We start from the raw sequence: 19,970 nt of genomic DNA on the forward strand, positions 1-19,970 counted from the left end.
CGGCGAGCACTCACACGACATGCAACGACCACCCTCACCAGCAGTCACAAGAACATCCCAAAACACCAACTACCGAGATCAGATGCCCTCTAAGGGGCAAGGCCCGCCCGCTGCTGTGTGCCCCAAGCGGTTGCCCAGGTGTATGCCCCCGGCCCCGCGCAGCTCCCGCACCCGGCCTGCGCGCCGCCCGTACCCGGCCTGCGCGCCGCCCGTAAGAGCCTGCCCCGTACGATGCCGGTGCGTGGCCGCTACGCCCCTGCCCCGTACGAGGCCGGTGCCTGGCCCGTATGTGCCTGACCCGTCCACGGCCCGTGTGTGGCCGGGGAAGGTGGGTGCGGATTGGGCCTATCGGGGTGCTTCCAGTATCCTGGCTCTTCGGTCGCGCGTATTTCCGCGATCTCTGCTGCCCGGATTTCCCAGTGAAGCATGGGCGGCACGAAACCCCGTAGAAAGCAGGAAGCCATCAACGCCCGCCTCGACCACCGTGCCCCTCTCGTGTTCGACACGCGTGAGCTGGGTCGGCGTCCCGGTGCGCTCAAGAGGGTCTCCCGCTCCGTCGAGGCCCCCCGGGACCTCGGCAACGAGGTCATCGGTGTGCCCGAGGGTGCCCCGATCGAGCTCGACCTCCGCCTCGAATCGGTCATGGACGGGGTGCTCGTCACGGGTACCGCCCGTGCAACGGTCAAGGGGGAGTGCGTAAGGTGTCTGGAGCCGCTGGAGCGAGAGCTCGACAGCGACTTCCAGGAGTTGTTCGCCTACCCCGACGCCGACGCCAGGGTCCATGACAAGGACGCGGGCGACGACGCCGAGGATGAGGAGGACACCCTCTTCATCGAGGACGACCTGTTCGACCTCGAACCCGTGCTGCGCGATGCGGTGGTGCTCGCACTGCCGATGCAGCCGGTGTGCCAGGACGACTGCCCGGGCCTGTGCTCCGATTGCGGGGTGCGGCTCGCGGACGACCCGGACCACCACCACGACGCCGTCGACATCCGTTGGGCGGCACTGCAGGGACTCGCCGAAACCAGCAAGGACGGCGAGAAGGACAACGCACCCCGCGACGGCGGGGATGAACCTCAGGAGAAGTAGCCGTGGCTGTTCCGAAGCGGAAGATGTCGCGCAGCAACACGCGCCACCGCCGGTCGCAGTGGAAGGCTGCGGTCCCCACCCTGGTGGCGTGCGAGCGCTGCCACGAGCCGAAGCAGCAGCACATCGCGTGCCCCGCTTGCGGCACCTACAACAAGCGCCAGGTCCTCGAGGTCTGAGCGGCTGGTGACAGGCACTGTGTCTAGCCCCAAAAAGGCGGAAGACGCCCATTCGGCATCCCGCAAGCGCGGGGAGGAAACGACTCCGGCGGACACAGCCTCGTCCCACACGCTTCTGGAAGGGCGGCTCGGGTACCAGCTCGAGTCCGCCCTTCTGGTGCGTGCGCTGACGCACCGCTCGTTCGCATACGAGAACGGCGGTCTGCCCACCAACGAGCGGCTGGAGTTCCTCGGGGACTCGGTGCTCGGCCTGGTGGTCACGGACACGCTGTACCGCATCCACCCCGACCTGCCCGAAGGCCAGCTGGCCAAACTGCGGGCCGCGGTGGTCAACTCGCGTGCGCTCGCCGAGGTGGGGCGCGGCCTCGACCTCGGTGCCTTCATCCGCCTCGGACGGGGCGAAGAGGGCACGGGCGGCCGGGACAAGGCCTCCATCCTCGCCGACACACTCGAAGCGGTGATCGGCGCGGTCTACCTCGACCAGGGTCTCGACGCGGCCGCCGAGCTGGTGCACCGGCTCTTCGACCCGCTCATCGAGAAGTCCTCCAGCCTGGGCGCGGGCCTGGACTGGAAGACCAGCCTCCAGGAACTCACCGCGACCGAGGGTCTCGGCGTCCCGGAGTACCTGGTCACCGAGACCGGCCCGGACCACGAGAAGACCTTTACTGCTGCCGCCCGCGTCGGTGGTGTCTCGTACGGCACCGGCACCGGCCGCAGCAAGAAGGAAGCCGAGCAGCAGGCGGCGGAGTCCGCGTGGCGCGCCATCCGCGCCGCGGCGGACGAGGCGGCCAAGGCGGTGGCCTCCGGCGACGCCGCGTCGTCGGGGCCGGACGGATCGGCTCCCACCACCGCCGACGACGGTTCGTCGTCGGCACACTGAAGCACCTCTTCTGACCCCGTCCGGGGCGACCGCGCGTCGCCCCGGACGGGGTCAGAAGTCTTTCCCGCCGTCCGCCGAAATCCCTGTGAGGCAATCCTTCGGAGTTCTTCCGTCGGAGTCCTTCCGCCCAGGCGGGCCCTCCCACCCGTCGTCGTCGTTCCGAGGAGTCCGTCGTGCCCGAGCTGCCCGAGGTCGAGGTCGTCCGCCGCGGATTGGAGCGGTGGGTCGACGGCCGCACCATCGACGACGTCGAGGTGCGGCATCCGCGGGCGATCCGCCGGCACACGGCCGGGGCGGAGGACTTCGCGGCCCGACTCACCGGGCTGCGCCTGGGGGCCGCGCGCCGCCGCGGCAAGTACCTCTGGATCCCGGTGACCGGCGGTACCCCGGCCGCGCAGACCGCCGCCGAGGGCATCGCGCCGCTCGTCACCCCCGACGTGACGCACGGCCTGGCGGTCCTCGCCCACCTCGGCATGAGCGGCCAGCTGCTGGTCCAGCCGCACGACGCGCCGGACGAGAAGCACCTGCGCATCCGGCTGCGGTTCGCCGACGACCTGGGGACCGAACTCCGCTTCGTCGACCAGCGCACCTTCGGCGGCCTGTCGCTGCACGACACCGTGCCCGGCGACCCCGACCAGCTGCCCGACGTCATCGCGCACATCGCCCGCGACCCGCTCGACCCGGCCTTCGACGACGCCGCCTTCCACGACGCGCTGCGCCGCCGCCGGACCACCGTCAAGCGGGCGCTGCTCGACCAGACGCTGATCAGCGGCGTCGGCAACATCTACGCCGACGAGGCGCTCTGGCGCAGCAAGCTGCACTACGACCGGCCGACCGCCACCTTCACCCGCCCGCGCACCGCCGAGCTGCTCGGGCACGTACGGGACGTGATGCGCGCCGCGCTGGCCGTCGGCGGCACCAGCTTCGACAGCCTCTACGTCAACGTCAACGGCGAGTCCGGCTACTTCGAGCGCTCGCTGGACGCCTACGGCCGCGAGGACGAGCCCTGCCGCCGCTGCGGTACGGCGATCCGCCGCCGTCCGTGGATGAACCGCTCCAGCTACTACTGCCCACGCTGCCAGCGGCCGCCGCGCCCCTGAACGGGTCCGCGGTCGCCCCTTCCCCCAACGGCTTCCCCTACGGGTGCTTCAGGCAGGCGGCTCAGCGCGCGGGGTGCTCGGCGTCGTAGCGCTCCTGTGCCAGCAGGACCTGCGGCATCCGGTCCTCCACCAGGTCGATCAGCGCCCGGAGTTGGCGGGCGACCTGGTGTCCCAGGGGGGTCAGTGCGTAGTCCACCCGCGGCGGGTTGGTCTGCTGCGCCTCGCGGTGCACCAGCCCGTCCCGCTCCAGTGCGTGCAGGGTCTGCGACAGCATCTTCTCGCTCACCCCGTCGACCCGGCGCCGCAGTTCGTTGAACCGGAACGTCCCGTCGAGCAGCGCGCCCAGCGTCAGGCTGCCCCAGCGGTCGGTGATGTGCTTGAGCGCGTCGCGGGAGGGGCAGTTGCGCGCGAACACGTCGTAGGCCAGGTCGTCCGGACAGCCGCCGGTGGCCGCCCCGTTCGTCTGGTCCGCGGTCTTGGTCGTCGCCATCCTCACACCATACTCCGCGATAGCGCTCACCCTTGGATAGCGCTATCTGCTTAGCGGGCACTATCTCCTGGGTTGCACTTTCGAAAAGTTAGTGCTTTTCTCGGTGCAGACGCCCCGGCGACCACCGACCGGGGCACCGTCCTCCGAGGAGACCCTGTGACCACCCCTGCTCTGCCCGCGCCCGTCGTCTCGATCGCGTACCACTCCGGTTTCGGCCACACCGCCGTCCTCGCCGAGGCCGTCCGGGCCGGCGCCGCCGAGGCGGGCGCCACCGTCCACCTGATCAAGGTCGACGAGATCACCGAGGCCCAGTGGGAGCAGCTCGACGCCTCCGACGCGATCGTCTTCGGCTCGCCGACGTACATGGGCACCGCCTCCGGCGCGTTCCACGTCTTCGCCGAGGCGACGTCCGCGCGCTGGGCGACCCGCGCCTGGCAGGACAAGATCGCGGCGGGCTTCACCAACTCCGCCTCCAAGAGCGGCGACAAGCTGCACACCCTGCAGTTCTTCACGGTGCTCGCCGCCCAGCACGGCATGACCTGGGTCGGCCTCAACCTGCTCCCGGGCTGGAACTCCTCCACCGCGTCCGAGAACGACCTGAACCGGCTGGGCTTCTTCCTGGGTGCCGCCGCCCAGTCGAACAACGACCAGGGCCCCGAGGGCGTCCACAAGGCCGACGTCGCCACTGCCGAACACCTCGGCCGCCGTATCGCCGAGCAGGCCCGGGTCACCCTCGCGGGCCGCGCCGCACTGTCCGCCTGACCGGCACAAGCCCTGACCGACGCAAGCGGGGCCGTCCGCCCGACCGGCACGGGCGGGAAGCCGCACACCCCGTGCCGCGAGGGCCTCTGACCAGCACCTCGGTCAGGGGCCCTGCGTCGTTGCCGGCCCTTCCCCGCAACGCGCGGCTACCAGCCCTTCCCCCAGAACGGCTGCAGTACGGAGGCGATGCCCGACAGCACCGCGAGGACGCCGCCGACCGTCGCCAGGGCGGACGTCGCGTTGGGGAACAGCTCCCTCGCCAGCTGGCGCCACCGTTCCCGCACGACGACCAGCTTGAACTTCTGCCACTTGTGCTGACGGAGATGACAGCCCATCAGCACGCCCTTGCTGTTGTTGCGGCACGTCCCCTCCCGCCCCGAGGCGCCACACCACGCCGGGACGCGGAAGAAGAAGTACACCGTGCTCAGCGCCGAGAGGGTCAGCAGCACCCCCGGCCCGAACGCAGAGGTCAACCAGGCCGCGATGAGCACCGCGAAGACCGCCCACCCCCAGTACTTCCCCAGTCCCTTCATGGACGGCGAAGTTACCGGGAGCCTCGATGGCATATGCAGGGCGCGTGCACGGCGCACCAGTGCGCCCGCCGGGAGCGCGGGGGCAGATCAGGAGCGGCTCAGGCGCAGGTCAGGGCCCGGTCATGGGACCGGTCAGAAGCCGAAGAAGTGACTTGCCAGGTCTCTGACCTGCGGTCGCCTAATCGATCAACGCTGTGACCTGCGGTTGAGCTGCCAACGGTTGTCAGCGTTGGTCGTCGTTGAGCGTCCTTTCACGGCCCCGTGACGGCCCGGGGCCCTCCACCTCACCGCCTACCTCAACCCACCACCCTCCCCAGCTCCCATCCCGTCTGCCTTCGACCCACACACCGTGGAGCGGGCGTGGTCCCTGGCGTCCAGGTGGAGCGCGCCACTGTACGAACGACCTGGACGCCAGGGGCCGCGTCTGCTCGGCTCTGCCTGGGTCGAAGGCAGGCGGGATGGGAGCTCTCTACGGCACGCCACGACGCGCCGGCACTCGCGGACGGAGCCCCCGCCATCCCGGAGCCTGAGCGCCCCCGCCGGAGGCATGGTTTGTACGGGTCTCGACTCATGCCCTCGGGCCTACCTGCTTGGGCGCGCGTCGGCGCAGCGCGCGCGGAGCGGGCCGAAGGCAGGAGCGTCGCGCGGAGCGGAGCCGGGAAGCGCGCCCGGCGGAGCGGAGCGCAGCCGGGTGTCTTGATGAGGTAGAGAAACCCGTAACAGGCTCAGGCTTCGAGGGGTGTTGGAACAGGTGTCTCGTCAATGAAGCCATGCTCCGCGGGCCGGGCCGGCCGCTGGGCAAGCCAGCCGGAGACCCTTGGCCCGCCATTGACGGCGCTGCCCTCTCGAACGGTCCGGATGTGCTCGAAGCCTTGGCCCAGGTAGTAGCGCTGCAGAGCATCGTTCGTTGTCCACGCATCGAGGCGAAGCCACTTCGCGTGCGAGCGATAGGCCCGGTGACCTGCCCAATCGAGAAGCCGCCCGCCCAAGTTCTGGCCTGCGTACGTACGGGCAACCGTGAGTTTGTTGATGAACATCGACGGCTCGCTCAGCTCATCGGACGACCAAAGCCCTTCCTCTGCTTCAGGGGTCAGAGTGATGGTCGCTGCGGTAACAGCGTCATCTCGCACCATGAAAACGGTCCCGGCCTCGATGGTGGCCAGCAGGCGATCCGCAGGGTATGGGCGGCTCCATTGATCGCTCCCCAGCTTGCTCAGCCATGCGGATGCCTCCTCACGGAACGCTAGGAGTTGATCCAAGTCGGAGGGCAGGGCAGGAGTGATCTTCACTGGGGTTCGTTCTCGCTTCGGGCGGCCAGGTTGCCGATCTCGTAGGTCATCCGGTTCAGGTCTCCGCGGAAAGTGGTGATCGTGCATCGGATGGGGCGATCACTGGAGTAGCCCGTACGAGTCCAGAGAAGGACAGGGACTCCAGCTCCGATCTCAAGCAGCCGGGCCTCCTCGGGCGTGGGCATCCGGGTCGCGATCTCGTCGGCGTATCCGACCTGCTCGATACCAAGACTTGCTAGGTAGCGCGTTGTCCCTTCAGCGATGTCGCCAGGCTCGGTAAGCCGCCGCGCCTTCTCCACGAGCCAGTCCGGATAGTGCGTGGCCTGTGTTGACCACGGCACGTCATCGACGAATCGGTGGCAGAAACGGAGGACGGACCTGGAATCTGCACTGACCTTCAGGCGCTTGGCGACATAGGCGGGCGCGGTGGTCAGCTCGACTCGGAAGGTTTGATGCGGTCGCCGGCCAGCGTTCGTCACGTCCGTGGAGTACGCATCCCCGTTCTGAGGGAAGGTCAAGTTCTCGAAGCGTGAGGCGTTCAGCTCGAACACCTCGTGCTTGCGGACCTCGTACCCAAGTCCTTGGCTGGACGAGATCAGCCCCTCACTTACAAGCAGGCTCAGACCTGACCGAACGGTATTCCTTGAGGCGTCGAAGCGGGCGGACAGTTCGCTCTCGGAAGGCAGCCGCGCGCCGGGTCCGTATGCGCCGTTGTCGATCTCTCGACGCAAGGCGTCGGCCACCTGTCGGTACTTCGGCTGCTTGCTCATACCCCCATCATGACGCACTCGGTCAACTTGTTGGTACATGTGCGCCCGAAACTCTTGACGTGACCTATCTAACGGGGCAACCTCTACTTGTACCAACAAGCTGAGCAAGCGGGCCAACAGGCTCGAATGCAGCCAGGGGGCGGCCACCTACCGCCAAGCAGTCAGCCGCCCCCCAGACCCACGAAGGGCGTTCCCATCATGCCTGCAACCGTTGGTTCCCAGCACATCGTGCCTGCTGCCGCGATCGAGGACCTGAACAACCGTGAGCGCGCCATCGCGCTGTACGCCTCGGACATGCCGGCCAACTACAGCTACCGCGTCAGTGACGCGGCAACGCTGACGGCCTGGATCACTCAGGGGGCCGCCCGGGTCGGCCTGGATTCGTTGTATGCGCTGGCGGCCGTGGAGCGTGAGCACCGCCTGCGGTGGCTGGACAACACGGCCACCCGTGAAGAGCTGGCTGCTCACGCCCGCCGTTTCCCCAAGGCGCGACGGCTGCGTCGGGCGGAGGAGATCGCATCGTGCATCACGCTCCGCCACGTCGGTCTGAGCCAGTCCGCCAAGGCTCGGCAGAGCCTGTCGGCGTCCGCCGTCGTGCTCGCCTCGGCCCCCGTGGCGGTGGCCGCGTGACCCATCTGCCCGTGGCCCCGGCTGCTGTCGCTGATGTGGCGGCGGCGGTGGGCACCGACCCCGTAACGCTGGCGGACATGTTGCGGGTGGCCAACTCGCCCGGCTTCGATCGCTGGCAGGAGCAGGTTCGACGGACGGGCGGCTGCTCCAACCCCATCCACCTGACGGGCCAGACCGTCACCCGCGATGCGCGCACCGGAGACGTGCTGTACTCCTACTCCACCGTGCAAGAGCCGGGTGGTCGCCTGCGGGTGGCCTGTGGCAATCGCCGCGCCTCGCGCTGTCCCTCGTGCGCTTGGACCTACGCGGGCGACACCTACCACCTGATCCGCGCCGGGATCACCGGCGACAGTCGCAAGCACGTCCCCGCCACCGTCCGCGATCACCCCCGCGTCTTTGCCACCCTGACCGCTCCCTCGTTCGGCCCGGTCCACAACCGCCCCACGTCCGGCCGCTGCCGGTGCGGCACCCACCACGACGAGCACGATGCTGCCTTGGGCACGGCGTTAGACCCGGCCCGGTACGACTACGCCGGGGCCGTGCTGTGGAACAACCATGCCGGGGACCTGTGGCGGCGCTTCACGATCTACTTGCGTCGGGAGATCGCGGCCCGCGCTGGGGTGACGCAGAAGGCGCTGTCGGAGTCGTGCCGTGTCTCCTTCGGCAAGGTCGCCGAGTTCCAAAAGCGCGGGGCGATCCACTTCCACGCGGTCGTCCGCCTCGACGGACCGGACGGTCCCGACACCGAACCGCCCTCCTGGGCCAGCGTCGCACTGCTCGATGACGCGATCCGTGCCGCGGCGACCCGCGTCTCGGTCCCGGTGCCAGCAGCCGGGGACTTCCCCGCCCGCGTCCTGCGCTGGGGCACGCAAGTGGACGTTCAGCCCATCGGCGGCCTGGCGGGCGTTGAGCTGACGGAAGCGGCCGTGGCTTCGTACGTGGCGAAGTACGCCACCAAGGCAGCCGAGACAACCGGCACCGTCGACCGCCGTATCGGCGAACTCTCCGAACTGAACAAGCTGGCCGACCTACCCGACCACACCCGGCGCCTGATCGAAGCCTGCCACCGCCTGGACGACGCCTACCCCGACCGCAAGCTCTGGCAGTGGGCCCACATGCTCGGCTTCCGCGGCCACTTCTCCACCAAGTCCCGCCGCTACTCCACCACCCTGGGCACCCTCCGCCAGATCCGCGCCGACTACCGCGCCCGGCAGGAACGCCGTGAACGGGGCCTGCCCGAAGACCTGGACGACACGGAGGGCTCCACGCTGGTCCTCGCCCACTGGACCTACGCCGGACACGGCCACACCCCCGGCGAGTCCTGGCTCGCCGCGCAGCTCGCCCGCGACATCAAGACCAACCGCGACACCGCCCGCGAGGCATGCGCAGACCTGATGGACCTGGACGAGATGGAGGGGTGGGCATGAAGCGTCCGCTGCCTGAGCGCTACCTGACCCCCGTGGACCTGGCCGACCTCCTCGGCGTCCCCGTCGAAACCGTCTACCAGTGGCGCCGCAAGCACACCGGCCCCCGCGGCTTCCGCGTCGGCCGGCACCTGCGCTACGACCCCGAAGACGTCCGCGTCTGGGTCGCCCAACTCATGGAAGAGGCAGCCTGATGGCCGGGCACATCCAAGACCGCTGGTACAAGATCGACGCCGGCTCGGACAGCAAGCCCATCAAGGTCAAGACTGACCGGCACGGCTCCGGCCTGCGCTACCGCGCCCGCTACGTCGGCCCGGACGGCACCGAGAAGAGTAAGAGCTTCCCGGACAAGCAGAAGCGCCGAGCTGAGACCTGGCTGGCCAACATCGAGGCCGACATGTCGCGCGGCGACTACATCGCACCCGAGGCAGGCAAGGTCACCTTCGAGCAGTACGCCTCCAAGTGGATGCTGACGCAGATGACGGATCCCGCGACGCGCGAGTCTGTCGAGATGCGGCTTCGCCTGCATGCGCTCCCTCACATCGGCAAGCGGCCCATGGGCTCGTTTAACCCGACGCACCTCCGTCTCTGGATGCGGGCTCTCGAAGACGCGGGCTTGTCCGCTGCCTACCGGCGGGGGATCTTCGCGCACGTCTCCACAGTGTTCACTGCGGCTGTGGAAGACCGGATCATCAGGCTCAACCCATGTAGTGCCCGATCGGTCAAAGCTCCTCGACTCGATCCCCGCAAGGTCAAGCCATGGCCTGCCGACCGTGTGAAGGCGGTACGCGCGGCGCTTCCTGAGTGCTACCGGGCGCTTGTGGACCCTGCGGCCGGATGCGGGCTGCGTCAGGGCGAGATCTTCGGGCTGTCAGTCGAGGATGTCGACTTTCTCGGTGGAGTTGTGCACGTGGTGCGGCAGGTGAAGCTACTCCGCAACCGGCCGGTGTTCGCTCCGCCGAAGGGTGGTAAAGAGCGGGATGTGCCTCTGCCCGAGTCGATCGCGTTCGGGCTCGCTGGCCACCTGGCACGCTTCCCGGCCGCTGAGGTGACCTTGCCCTGGAAGACCGTGGACGGCCCGCCGGTCGCGGCAACTCTGATCTTCCGGAGCCCAGAGGGACTGCCGCTGAACCGTAACCGCTTCAATGATCGACAGTGGCGTCCAGCTCTTCGTGCTGCCGGCGTGCCCGCGGGGCGTGACAACGGCATGCATGCTCTCAGGCACTTCTACGCGTCGGTGCTCCTGGACGCGGGGGAGAGCATCAAGGCCCTGAGCGAGTACCTCGGCCACCATGACCCTGGCTTCACGCTGCGGACGTATACGCATCTGATGCCGTCCAGTGAGACCCGCACTCGGGCGGCCGTGGACGCGGTCTTCGGTGATGAAGGGGCTACGAGCGACGGCCCTGAGACGGCCCACGGTGCCTCTTAGGTCCCTGACCTGTGGAAATCTCAGAAGCCGAAGTCCTGGGTCCACCACGGCCCGCCCGGGCCGAAGTGGGCGCCGACGCCGAGGGTCTTGTACTCGCAGTTGAGGATGTTGGCGCGGTGGCCGGGGCTGTGCATCCAGGTGTCCATGACGGCCTGGGCGGTGGCCTGGCCGCGGGCGATGTTCTCACCGCCGAGGTCGCTGATGCCCTGGGCCTCGGCGCGGTCCCAGGGGGTGTGGCCGTCGGGGTCGGTGTGGTCGAAGAAGCCGCGGCGGGCCATGTCGTCGCTGAACCGTTGGGCGAGGGAGGCCAGTTCCGGATCGGCGGTCACGGGGGAGCAGCCGGCCCGGGACCGCTCCTGGTTGACCAGGGCCAGCACCTGGGCCTCGGCCGACGACTCGCTGCCGGTGCCGTCGGAGGCGGACGCGGTGGGCCGCGGTGTCGCGGCCGCGGACGCGGGGGCGGACGGGTGGCCGGTGGGCGCGGCGGAGCCGGGCGAATCGGCCTTTCGGGTGGGGGACTTGGCGGGGCGGTGCGGGGAGGGGGACGTCGTCGGGGTGGTGGGGCCGGTGGCGCCGGGGACCGCGGCGCGGGCGCTGCCGCGACTGGCCGGGAGGGTGGCGCGATCGGTGGGGGACACCGAGAGGGCACCCTGCGGCGCGGTGGCCTCCGGCAGGGCGCCGGCCCGTACGCGCTCGCCGGGCCCGTCGCCCGTACCGCCGTCGAAGTGGCTGCCGCCCGGGATCAGTCCGGACGCGACCGCCACGGCCCCCATCGCCATCGCCGCGGAGGCACCGAGCAGACCGGTGCGCACCGGTGCCGCCGCCCGGCTGCTGGTCGCACGGTTTGAGCGGCGCCGCGCCGGGCCGTCGGGTCCGGCGGTCGGCACCGTTGCCGTCGGGGCGTCAACAGACCGTGGGCCGGGGGCTGCCGGCATGGGATTCGCAAGACGTCGATGGCGGCCCATCCGGTGTCTTCCTTCCGTCCTCAGCGTCAACACGCTCACCCATAAGGGTGAGTTTCGCTGTCGGGGGACTGTACGCCATGACGCATGGGGCCGAAGTGCCCGTTGAGCAATTGGCCGGTTAACGTGCACACATGGAAGAAGAGGTGCGCGTGACCGCGTGGGTACGGGGGCGGGTGCAGGGTGTGGGGTTCCGCTGGTTCACCCGTGCGAACGCCCTGCGAATCGGTGAACTCAGCGGATTCGCGAGCAATCTTGGTGACGGCCGCGTCCAGGTGGTCGCCGAGGGCCCGAAGGGCCGTTGCGATCAGTTGCTCGATTGGCTGCGGACCGGTGACACGCCCGGGCGGGTAGACGGAGTCACTGAGATATGGGCCACGCCGCGGGGCGGTTACGACGGCTTCGAGATCCGCTGATACCGGCCACCGAACCCGGTCGTAGGGCCGCTGTCCGCGATCTTGGCGGTGCGTCTTCGTCAGCTGCTTACGGGAGATAAGCGCTGGTGGTTGCCAACTCGGCCGACCCGTGCAAGGCTGCCGCTGTACGGATGATCTCTACGCCCCCGCGGGACCTTTCTGGGGAGTCGGCGCAGCGCCCTCGCGGCCGCGCACTCTCAGGTGCCCGAGGATACGGGGCGTGATCGTGTTGACCGTCCAACCGTTTGGTGAGACTCTGGAATCCCCGCGCACCTTAGCTGTTTGGCATTGAGTACACCAGAGAATGACAAGCCGCGGGTGCGAATCCCTCACGACCCACACCGCTTCGGTCGGTCACTCATTGTGGAGGACCATCCATCATGGCAAAGGCGCTTCTCGGTTACGTCGGCGGCTCCGACCCCCGAGTCCTCTCCGAGATGCGACGGCTTCAGCAGCGCGTCCAAGACCTTGAATCCGAGCTGATCCGGATGCAGGCCGAAAACGACATGCTGTCCGCTGCCGCACGTCGCGACGACTCGATGCTCGACATCGACGTACCCCAGGCGGAGCCCGCGCTCACCTGACCCGACGAGGGCCGGTAGGGCTGCTTGCCAGCCGCTTGAGGCACCGCTCTCTTCAAGATCTGCAAGGGACGCTTCGGCGTCCCTTCGTCGTTTCCCGGCTCTTCGTCCGCCGTCCGGCACTTCTTGGGTGCCCACGTCCGGCACTTCTTGCGTGTCCCCGATCAATGCGGCCTGTGATCGAATACGGCCGATCCGGCCGGGCCGCCCCTCCCTTACCGCATGATGTGCCCTTCGCTTTCCGCGGTGAAACCGAAAATGAACGGCGCGGTATCTGCAGGTACCGGGGCCCGTACCGGGGGCGGGGGCCGGCGGCGGAATGTTGGGGTGGTCCGTCAAGGGGCGGCCGGTAGAGTCCAACGGCGTGCACCTCAAGAGTCTGACCCTGCGAGGCTTCAAGTCCTTCGCCTCCGCGACGACGCTCCGGTTCGAACCGGGGATCACCTGTGTCGTGGGCCCCAATGGTTCCGGCAAGTCCAATGTCGTGGACGCGCTGTCCTGGGTCATGGGTGAGCAGGGCGCGAAGTCGCTGCGCGGCGGGAAGATGGAGGACGTCATCTTCGCCGGGACGACCGGGCGGCCGCCGCTCGGCCGGGCCGAGGTCTCGCTCACCATCGACAACTCCGACGGTGCACTGCCGATCGAGTACGCCGAAGTCACCCTCACCCGGATCATGTTCCGCAATGGCGGAAGCGAGTACCAGATCAACGGGGACACCTGCCGGCTGCTCGATATCCAGGAATTGCTCTCCGATTCCGGTATCGGCCGGGAGATGCACGTCATCGTCGGACAGGGCCAGCTCGATTCCGTGCTGCACGCCGATCCGATGGGCCGCCGGGCCTTCATCGAAGAGGCGGCCGGCGTCCTCAAGCACCGTAAGCGCAAGGAAAAGGCGCTGCGGAAGCTGGAGGCGATGAAAGCCAATCTCGCCCGCGTCCAGGACCTGACCGACGAGCTGCGGCGGCAGCTCAAACCGCTCGGGCGGCAGGCCGCGGTCGCCCGGCGCGCCGCCGTCATCCAGGCCGACCTGCGGGACGCCCGGCTGCGGCTGCTCGCCGACGACCTCGTCACGCAGCGTGCCGCGCTGCGGGCGGAGATCGCCGACGAGGCGGCGCTCAAGGAGCGCAAGCAGGCCGCCGAGGAGCGGCTGCGCACCGCCCAGCGCCGGGAGGCGGCCCTGGAGGAGGAGGTCGCCGCGCTCACCCCGCGGGTGCAGCGCGCCCAGCAGACCTGGTACGAGCTGTCGCAGCTCGCCGAGCGGGTGCGCGGCACGATCTCGCTGGCCGAGGCGCGGGTCAAGAGCGTCACCGCGGCCCCGCCCGAGGAGCGGACCGGGCGCGACCCGGACGACATGGAGCGGGAGGCGGCCCGGATCCGCGAGCAGGAGGCGGAGTTGGCGGCCGCGCTGGAGGCGGCGACCCGGGCGCTGGAGGACACCGTCGAACACCGTGCCGCACTGGAGCGGCAGTTGGCGGACGAGGAGCGGCGGCTGCGGGACCTGGCCCGGGCCCTCGCGGACCGCCGCGAGGGCCTGGCCCGGCTCAGCGGCCAGGTCACCGCGGCCCGCGGCCGGGCCGCGTCGGCCCAGGCCGAGATCGGCCGGCTCGCCGAGGCCAGGGACGACGCCCGGCAGCGGGCGGCCGCGGCCCAGGAGGAGTACGAGGAGCTCAAGGCCGAGGTCGAGGGGCTGGACGCGGACGACGAGGAGAGCGCGGCCCGGCACGACGCGGCCCGCCGGGAGCTGGCCGAGGCGGACGCCGCCCTGACCGCCGCCCGGGAGGCGCTGACGGCGGCCGAGCGCAAGCGCGCGGCGACCGCCGCCCGGCACGACGCGCTCGCCCTCGGGCTGCGCCGCAAGGACGGCACCGGCGCCCTGCTCGCCGCGTCCGAGCAGCTCAGCGGGGTGCTCGGGCCGGCCGCCGAGCTGCTGACCGTCACGCCCGGCTTCGAGGTCCCGGTGGCCGCCGCGCTCGGTGCGGCGGCGGACGCGGTCGCGGTCAGCGACCCGGCCACCGCCGCCGACGCCATCCGGCTGCTGCGCAAGCAGGACGCCGGGCGGGCGGCGATGGTGCTGGGGACCGGCGGAGCGGGGGCGGGGACGGTGCCGGCGCAGGGCGGGGCAGGGGACGCCGCCGCGGCCGCCGTGCACCGGGTGCCCGGACCGCGCGCGGAACCCGTACCGGCCGGTCAACTGGTACAGGGGCCGGCGGAGTTGACGGCTGCGGTGGCCCGGCTGCTGCGGGACGTCGTGGTCGTCGGGACGCTGGAGGACGCCGAGGACCTGGTGGCCGCGCGGCCGGAGCTGCTGGCCGTGACCGGTGAGGGCGATCTGCTCGGGGCGCACTTCGCGCACGGCGGCTCGGCCGGTGCGCCGAGCCTGCTGGAGGTGCAGGCCTCCGTCGACGAGGCGGCCGCCGAGCTGGAGGCGCTGGCGGAGCGCTGTGCGCGGCTGGCCGAGGAGCAGCGGGCCGCGGAGGCGCGGCGGGCCGAGCGCGGCGCGCTGGTCGAGGAGCTGGCCGAGCGGCGGCGGGCCGCGGACCGGGAGAAGTCCAAGGTCGCCGGGGACCTTGGGCGGCTCGGCGGGCAGGCCCGGGCGGCCGCCGGCGAGGCCGAGCGGGCCGCAGCGGCGGCCTCGCGCGCGCAGGAGGCGCTGGTCCGGGCCACCGAGGAGGCCGAGGAGCTGGCCGAGCGACTGGCGGTGGCCGAGGAGGAGCCGGGCGCCGGCGACGAGGAGCCCGACACCTCCGTACGGGACCGCCTGGCGGCGGACGGGGCCAACGCCCGGCAGACGGAGATGGAGGCCCGGCTCCAGGCGCGTACGCACGAGGAGCGGGTCAAGGCGCTGGCCGGGCGGGCGGACGCGCTGGACCGGGGGGCGCGCGCGGAGCGGGAGGCGCGGGCGCGGGCCGAGCGGCGGCGCGCCCGGCTGCGGCACGAGGCGGCGGTGGCCGGGGCGGTGGCGTCCGGGGCGCGGCAGCTGCTGGCGCACGTCGAGGTGTCGATGGTCCGGGCCGAGGAGGAGCGGGCCGCCGCGGATCGGGCCAAGGCCGAGCGGGAACACGCGCTGGTGGCCGAGCGGAACGCGGCCCGGGACCTGAAGTCCGAGCTGGACAAGCTGACGGACTCGGTGCACCGGGGCGAGGTGCTCGGGGCCGAGAAGCGGCTGCGGATCGAGCAGCTGGAGAGCCGGGCGCTGGAGGAGCTGGGGGTGGAGCCGGCCGCGCTGGCGTCCGAGTACGGCCCGGACCAGCCGGTGCCGCCGTCGCCGCCGGCGGAGGGCGAGACGCTGCCGGACGACCCGGAGCATCCCCGTAACCAGCCGGTGCCCTACGTGCGGGCCGAGCAGGAGAAGCGGCTGCGGGCCGCCGAGCGGGCGTATCAGCAGCTCGGGAAGGTGAACCCGCTGGCCCTTGAGGAGTTCGCGGCGCTGGAGGAGCGTCACCAGTTCCTCAGCGAGCAGCTTGAAGACTTGAAGAAGACGCGGGCCGACCTGTTGCGGGTGGTCAAGGAGGTCGACGAGCGGGTGGAGCAGGTCTTCACCGAGGCGTACCACGACACCGCGCGGGAGTTCGAGGGCGTCTTCGCGCGGCTCTTCCCCGGGGGCGAGGGGCGGCTGGTGCTCACCGACCCGGACGACATGCTGGCGACCGGCGTGGACGTCGAGGCCCGGCCGCCGGGCAAGAAGGTCAAGCGGCTGTCGCTGCTGTCGGGCGGCGAGCGGTCCCTGACCGCGGTGGCCCTGCTGGTGTCGATCTTCAAGGCGCGGCCCAGCCCGTTCTACGTCATGGACGAGGTCGAGGCGGCGCTGGACGACACCAATCTCCAGCGGCTGATCCGGATCATGGAGGAGCTGCAGGAGAGCTCCCAGCTCATCGTGATCACGCATCAGAAGCGCACGATGGAGGTCGCGGATGCTCTGTACGGGGTATCCATGCAAGGGGACGGCGTCTCGAAGGTCATCAGCCAGCGACTGCACTGATCGCAGCGCGTGTCCGACGCGGCATCAGTTCCTGATCAATTCACAAGTTGAATGAACCGTCCCGCAAACCGCGGGGAAACAAATCCATCTCGGCCTATTGACTTCGAAACTTGAAGGCATAGTCTCTGCAACGTTGCTTTTACCTTCAAGTGGTGGGTACCCCCAACCTATGCACCACTAGAAGGGCCAGCCCCCTACGCCCGGCAGCGCAGCCGGGCCACTGGAGTTCACGTTGACCAGCACCGCGCAGCCGACGGTTCCGGAAGGCCGTAAGGCCCACCCCGAACACCTCGGCCATGTCATCTTCATCACCGCGGCTGCCGCGATGGGCGGCTTTCTCTTCGGCTACGACAGCTCCGTGATCAACGGCGCCGTCGAGGCGATCCGCAGCCGCTACGACGTCGGGTCGGCCGTCCTGGCCCAGGTGATCGCCGTCGCCCTGATCGGCTGCGCCATCGGAGCCGCCACCGCCGGCCGGATCGCCGACCGGATAGGACGCATCCGGGTAATGCAGATCGCCTCGGTGCTGTTCACGGTCAGCGCCGTGGGGTCCGCCCTGCCGTTCGCGCTGTGGGACCTCGCCCTCTGGCGGATCATCGGCGGCTTCGCGATCGGTATGGCCTCGGTCATCGGCCCGGCCTACATCGCCGAGGTCTCGCCGCCCGCCTACCGCGGCCGCCTCGGCTCCTTCCAGCAGGCCGCCATCGTCATCGGCATCGCCGTCTCCCAGCTCGTCAACTGGGGCATCCTCAACCTCGCCGACGGCAAGCAGCGCGGCACCATCGCCGGCCTGGAGGCCTGGCAGTGGATGCTCGGCGTGATGGTCATCCCGGCCGTCCTCTACGGCCTGCTGTCCTTCGCGATCCCCGAGTCGCCGCGCTACCTGATCTCCATCGGCAAGATGACCCGGGCCAAGGAGGTGCTGGCCGAGGTCGAGGGCCATACCGTCAACCTCGACACCCGGCTCGCCGAGATCCAGGACGCGATGCGCCGCGAGCACAAGTCGAGCTTCAAGGACCTGCTCGGCAGGGTCGGCTTCCTGCCGATCGTCTGGGTCGGCATCGGCCTCTCGGTCTTCCAGCAGCTGGTCGGCATCAACGTGGCGTTCTACTACTCCTCGACGCTGTGGCAGTCCGTCGGCATCAACCCCGAGAGCTCGTTCTTCTACAGCTTCACCACGTCGATCATCAACATCATCGGCACCGTGATCGCGATGATCTTCGTCGACCGGATCGGCCGCCGCCCGCTGGCCCTGATCGGCTCGGTCGGCATGGCCGTCGCGCTCGGCCTGGAGGCCTGGGCCTTCTCCGCCAAGACCGCGGCCGGCACCCTGCCGACCACCGAAGGCACCGTGGCCCTGATCGCCGCCCACGTCTTCGTGCTCTTCTTCGCCCTCTCCTGGGGCGTGGTGGTCTGGGTCTTCCTCGGCGAGATGTTCCCGAACAAGATCCGCGCCGCCGCACTGGGCGTCGCCGCCTCCGCGCAGTGGATCGCCAACTGGGCCATCACGGCCAGCTTCCCGAGCCTGTCCGACTGGAACCTCTCGGGCACCTACGTGATCTACATGGTCTTCGCCCTGCTCTCGATCCCCTTCGTGCTCAAGTTCGTGAAGGAGACGAAGGGCAAGGCGTTGGAGGAGATGGGCTAACCCCCCCGCCAGCCCACTCCTCAGTGCAAGCTGTTGCCCCGGACCGACAGGCGGTCCGGGGCATCAGCTTTTCCGTTCCCCGGCCGCTTCGCCCGTCGTACGGAACGCCCGCCGGTACGCCGCCGGTGTGGTGTGCACGGCCTGCTGGAACCGGCGCCGGAGATTGGTCGCCGAGGACAGGCCCACCCGCACCGCGACCGCCTCGACGGGCAGATCGGTCTCCTCCAGCAGGGCCCGGGCCGCGGTGATCCGCCGGCCCAGCAGCCACTGGCCGGGACTGGTGCCGAGCTGCTCGGCGAACCGGCGGGCCAAGGTCCGCGCGGAGACCCGCAACCGCTCCGCCATGTCCTCCACCGACACCGCCTCGGACAGCCGCTCCGCCACCCACTCCAGCAGCGGCGCCAGCGACCGCTCCATCGCCGGCGCCGGGTCGATCCGGTCCTGCGCGGGCGGGGCCGCGTACTGGGCCTGACCCCCTTCCCGGTGCGGCGGCATGACCATGTGCCGGGCGATCCGCGCCGCGTGGGCCGCGCCGTGGTCGCTGCGTACCAGGTGCAGACAGAGATCGACCCCGGCGGCCGCGCCCGCACTCGTCGCCACGTCGCCGTGGTCGATGTACAGCACCCCGGCGTCCACCTCCAACTTCGGGAAACGGCCCGCAAGTTCGGCCGCCCGCGCCCAGTGGGTGGTCGCCCGGCGCCCGTCGAGCAGACCGGTCTGCGCCAGGGCGAAGACGCCGGAGCAGATGCTGACCAGGCGGGCGCCGTTGCGGTGCGCGGCGAGCAGAGCCTCGCGCACGGCGGGGGACAGCGGCTCGTCCTGCGGGATCCAGCCCGGGACGACGACCGTGTCCGCCGTGGCCAGCGCGGACAGCCCCGCGGTGACCAGCATGTCGTAGCCGGCCGTCGTCCGTACCGGGCCCGGAGTCTCCGCGCACACCGTGAAGTCGTAGCGCGCGGGCACGCCGGGGCGGCGGGTGCCGAACACCTCGGCAGCACAGCCGAGTTCGAAGGGGCCCTGGGGCGGGTGGACGAGCGTGGCCACATGGTGCGGCGGGCTGCCGTCGTGGGCGGAGACCATGGCAGGAAAGTACCCGAGGACGTCATTTCTGACACTGGGGGAGGACCCACCGGCCCGATGAGGATGGGCCCATGACACAGCACAGCAACGCGATCAGCGGTCAGGAAATGCCCGGTTACGTATGGTCGGAGGTCTCCGGCGCACCGGTGAAGGAACTGTTCCCGGGGATCAGGAGCCGCCCCCTGTGGACCGGCGACAACGGGGCCAAGGCCCAGGTCCTGGAGATCGACCCGGGCGCCGCCTGGGAACGCATCGACGTACACGAGCCGGGACCGGAGGAGGTCTTCGTCGTCTCCGGCACCTTCAACGACGGCTTCGGCGACCACCCCGCCGGCTCATTCCTCCACGCCCCCGCGGGCTCCTGGCACCTCCCCCACTCGGACACGGGCTGCACGCTGTTCGTCTTCTACCCGGAGGGGTGACGCTGCGTTTGGCTTTCCTCCCACGTACCCGTCTGCTGCGCCGCAGGTCGTCTCGCCGTTGTGCTTTGCGGCGCCCCGCACGTACTCGTCTTTCCCGCCGCGGGGCTCGCTCGCCGTTGTGCGCTTTGCGGCGCCGCGTATGTGGCTGGCCGTCCCGCCGGGGGTGGTCTCGCCGTTGCGCCTGCGGCGGGCTGGGTTTTGTTGTGGGTGCGGTGACGGGCCTGCGGGGCCGGTGTTTGGGACTGCTGTCGCTTTACGTCCCAAACACCGGCCCCTCCGGCCCGTCCCCTCCCGTGGGGGGAGTGGG

At 70.3% G+C, this 19,970-nt stretch carries 20 protein-coding genes; 14 read left to right on the forward strand and 6 right to left on the reverse strand.

Translation table 11 applies throughout. From position 1 onward, the window contains the following. Nucleotides 1–426 precede the first annotated feature (426 nt). The 4 genes from AB0E02_RS38305 (at nt 427) to mutM (ending at nt 3,245) form a co-directional block, all read left to right on the forward strand. Nucleotides 427–1,089, forward strand: coding sequence for a DUF177 domain-containing protein (locus tag AB0E02_RS38305; protein WP_030414206.1), 663 nt, complete (start codon nt 427–429; stop codon nt 1,087–1,089). A 2-nt stretch (nt 1,090–1,091) separates the two neighbouring features. Then, on the forward strand, nt 1,092–1,265 hold the full coding sequence (gene rpmF, locus AB0E02_RS38310) for a 50S ribosomal protein L32 (RefSeq protein ID WP_028802425.1): 174 nt from the start codon (nt 1,092–1,094) through the stop codon (nt 1,263–1,265). Nucleotides 1,266–1,272: 7 nt separating this feature from the next. Beyond that, nucleotides 1,273–2,145, forward strand: a complete 873-nt coding sequence (rnc, locus tag AB0E02_RS38315) for a ribonuclease III (protein WP_362149093.1) — start codon at nt 1,273–1,275, stop codon at nt 2,143–2,145. A 173-nt stretch (nt 2,146–2,318) separates the two neighbouring features. Further along, entirely contained in the window at nt 2,319–3,245 is a 927-nt protein-coding gene (gene mutM / locus AB0E02_RS38320; RefSeq protein WP_362149096.1) for a bifunctional DNA-formamidopyrimidine glycosylase/DNA-(apurinic or apyrimidinic site) lyase, read from the forward strand. A gap of 61 nt (nt 3,246–3,306) precedes the next feature. On the opposite strand, the gene AB0E02_RS38325 is transcribed toward mutM, so the two are convergent. Next, complete coding sequence (locus tag AB0E02_RS38325; protein ID WP_362149099.1) at nt 3,307–3,735, reverse strand: helix-turn-helix domain-containing protein; 429 nt, start codon at nt 3,733–3,735, stop codon at nt 3,307–3,309. A 171-nt stretch (nt 3,736–3,906) separates the two neighbouring features. On the opposite strand from AB0E02_RS38325, the gene AB0E02_RS38330 reads away from it, so the two are divergent. Continuing rightward, the gene (locus tag AB0E02_RS38330; RefSeq protein WP_199816414.1) at nt 3,907–4,497 is read left to right on the forward strand and encodes a flavodoxin family protein; all 591 of its coding nucleotides are present in this window, start codon (nt 3,907–3,909) and stop codon (nt 4,495–4,497) included. Nucleotides 4,498–4,643: 146 nt separating this feature from the next. Here the strand turns inward: AB0E02_RS38330 and AB0E02_RS38335 are convergent, their stop codons facing one another. The 3 genes from AB0E02_RS38335 to AB0E02_RS38345 all read right to left on the reverse strand — a co-directional run bounded on the left by AB0E02_RS38335 (nt 4,644) and on the right by AB0E02_RS38345 (nt 7,089). Next, a complete protein-coding gene (locus AB0E02_RS38335) occupies nt 4,644–5,030 on the reverse strand; it encodes a hypothetical protein (protein WP_030414201.1) in 387 nt (128 codons plus the stop codon). Between the two features lie 725 nt (nt 5,031–5,755). Continuing rightward, entirely contained in the window at nt 5,756–6,319 is a 564-nt protein-coding gene (locus AB0E02_RS38340) for a GNAT family N-acetyltransferase (RefSeq protein ID WP_362149103.1), read from the reverse strand. Then, complete coding sequence (locus tag AB0E02_RS38345; RefSeq protein WP_362149106.1) at nt 6,316–7,089, reverse strand: GntR family transcriptional regulator; 774 nt, start codon at nt 7,087–7,089, stop codon at nt 6,316–6,318. Before AB0E02_RS38345 ends, AB0E02_RS38340 begins: the two co-directional genes overlap by 4 nt. Nucleotides 7,090–7,287: 198 nt before the next feature. On the opposite strand from AB0E02_RS38345, the gene AB0E02_RS38350 reads away from it, so the two are divergent. The 4 genes from AB0E02_RS38350 to AB0E02_RS38365 are packed head-to-tail and all read left to right on the forward strand — an operon-like array spanning nt 7,288 to nt 10,575. Then, nucleotides 7,288–7,719 carry a hypothetical protein gene (locus AB0E02_RS38350; RefSeq protein WP_362149109.1) on the forward strand — a complete coding sequence of 144 codons (432 nt, stop codon included), beginning with the start codon at nt 7,288–7,290 and terminating at the stop codon, nt 7,717–7,719. Further along, complete coding sequence (repSA, locus tag AB0E02_RS38355; protein ID WP_362149112.1) at nt 7,716–9,146, forward strand: replication initiator protein RepSA; 1,431 nt, start codon at nt 7,716–7,718, stop codon at nt 9,144–9,146. The genes AB0E02_RS38350 and repSA overlap by 4 nt, the downstream gene beginning before the upstream one ends. After that, nucleotides 9,143–9,337, forward strand: coding sequence for a helix-turn-helix domain-containing protein (locus AB0E02_RS38360; protein WP_362149115.1), 195 nt, complete (start codon nt 9,143–9,145; stop codon nt 9,335–9,337). Before repSA ends, AB0E02_RS38360 begins: the two co-directional genes overlap by 4 nt. After that, complete coding sequence (locus tag AB0E02_RS38365; protein WP_362149118.1) at nt 9,337–10,575, forward strand: site-specific integrase; 1,239 nt, start codon at nt 9,337–9,339, stop codon at nt 10,573–10,575. The genes AB0E02_RS38360 and AB0E02_RS38365 overlap by 1 nt, the downstream gene beginning before the upstream one ends. A 20-nt stretch (nt 10,576–10,595) precedes the next feature. On the opposite strand, the gene AB0E02_RS38370 is transcribed toward AB0E02_RS38365, so the two are convergent. Further along, nucleotides 10,596–11,387 (reverse strand): CAP domain-containing protein, encoded by a 792-nt coding sequence (locus AB0E02_RS38370; protein WP_362149121.1) that lies wholly within the window; start codon nt 11,385–11,387, stop codon nt 10,596–10,598. A gap of 284 nt (nt 11,388–11,671) precedes the next feature. On the opposite strand from AB0E02_RS38370, the gene AB0E02_RS38375 reads away from it, so the two are divergent. The 4 genes from AB0E02_RS38375 to AB0E02_RS38390 all read left to right on the forward strand — a co-directional run bounded on the left by AB0E02_RS38375 (nt 11,672) and on the right by AB0E02_RS38390 (nt 18,161). Beyond that, on the forward strand, nt 11,672–11,953 hold the full coding sequence (locus AB0E02_RS38375; RefSeq protein ID WP_201808317.1) for an acylphosphatase: 282 nt from the start codon (nt 11,672–11,674) through the stop codon (nt 11,951–11,953). A gap of 380 nt (nt 11,954–12,333) precedes the next feature. Next, nucleotides 12,334–12,537: a hypothetical protein gene (locus AB0E02_RS38380; RefSeq protein ID WP_006602857.1), complete on the forward strand. Its 204-nt coding sequence runs from the start codon at nt 12,334–12,336 to the stop codon at nt 12,535–12,537. A 361-nt stretch (nt 12,538–12,898) separates the two neighbouring features. Continuing rightward, nucleotides 12,899–16,513, forward strand: coding sequence for a chromosome segregation protein SMC (gene smc, locus AB0E02_RS38385; RefSeq protein WP_362149125.1), 3,615 nt, complete (start codon nt 12,899–12,901; stop codon nt 16,511–16,513). A 232-nt stretch (nt 16,514–16,745) separates the two neighbouring features. Next, on the forward strand, nt 16,746–18,161 hold the full coding sequence (locus tag AB0E02_RS38390) for a sugar porter family MFS transporter (RefSeq protein ID WP_362149128.1): 1,416 nt from the start codon (nt 16,746–16,748) through the stop codon (nt 18,159–18,161). 63 nt (nt 18,162–18,224) lie between these two features. Here AB0E02_RS38390 and AB0E02_RS38395 read toward each other — a convergent pair whose 3' ends face one another. Next, nucleotides 18,225–19,241: a helix-turn-helix domain-containing protein gene (locus tag AB0E02_RS38395; protein ID WP_362149131.1), complete on the reverse strand. Its 1,017-nt coding sequence runs from the start codon at nt 19,239–19,241 to the stop codon at nt 18,225–18,227. Between the two features lie 107 nt (nt 19,242–19,348). Here AB0E02_RS38395 and AB0E02_RS38400 point away from each other — a divergent pair, with 107 nt between their 5' ends. Continuing rightward, nucleotides 19,349–19,663 (forward strand): cupin domain-containing protein, encoded by a 315-nt coding sequence (locus AB0E02_RS38400; RefSeq protein ID WP_362149136.1) that lies wholly within the window; start codon nt 19,349–19,351, stop codon nt 19,661–19,663. The last annotated feature ends 307 nt before the right edge of the window (nt 19,664–19,970 follow it).

Origin of the sequence: Streptomyces sp. NPDC048196 (assembly GCF_040652715.1) — a bacterium.
GTDB classification, from domain to species: Bacteria; Actinomycetota; Actinomycetes; order Streptomycetales; family Streptomycetaceae; genus Streptomyces; species Streptomyces siderophoricus.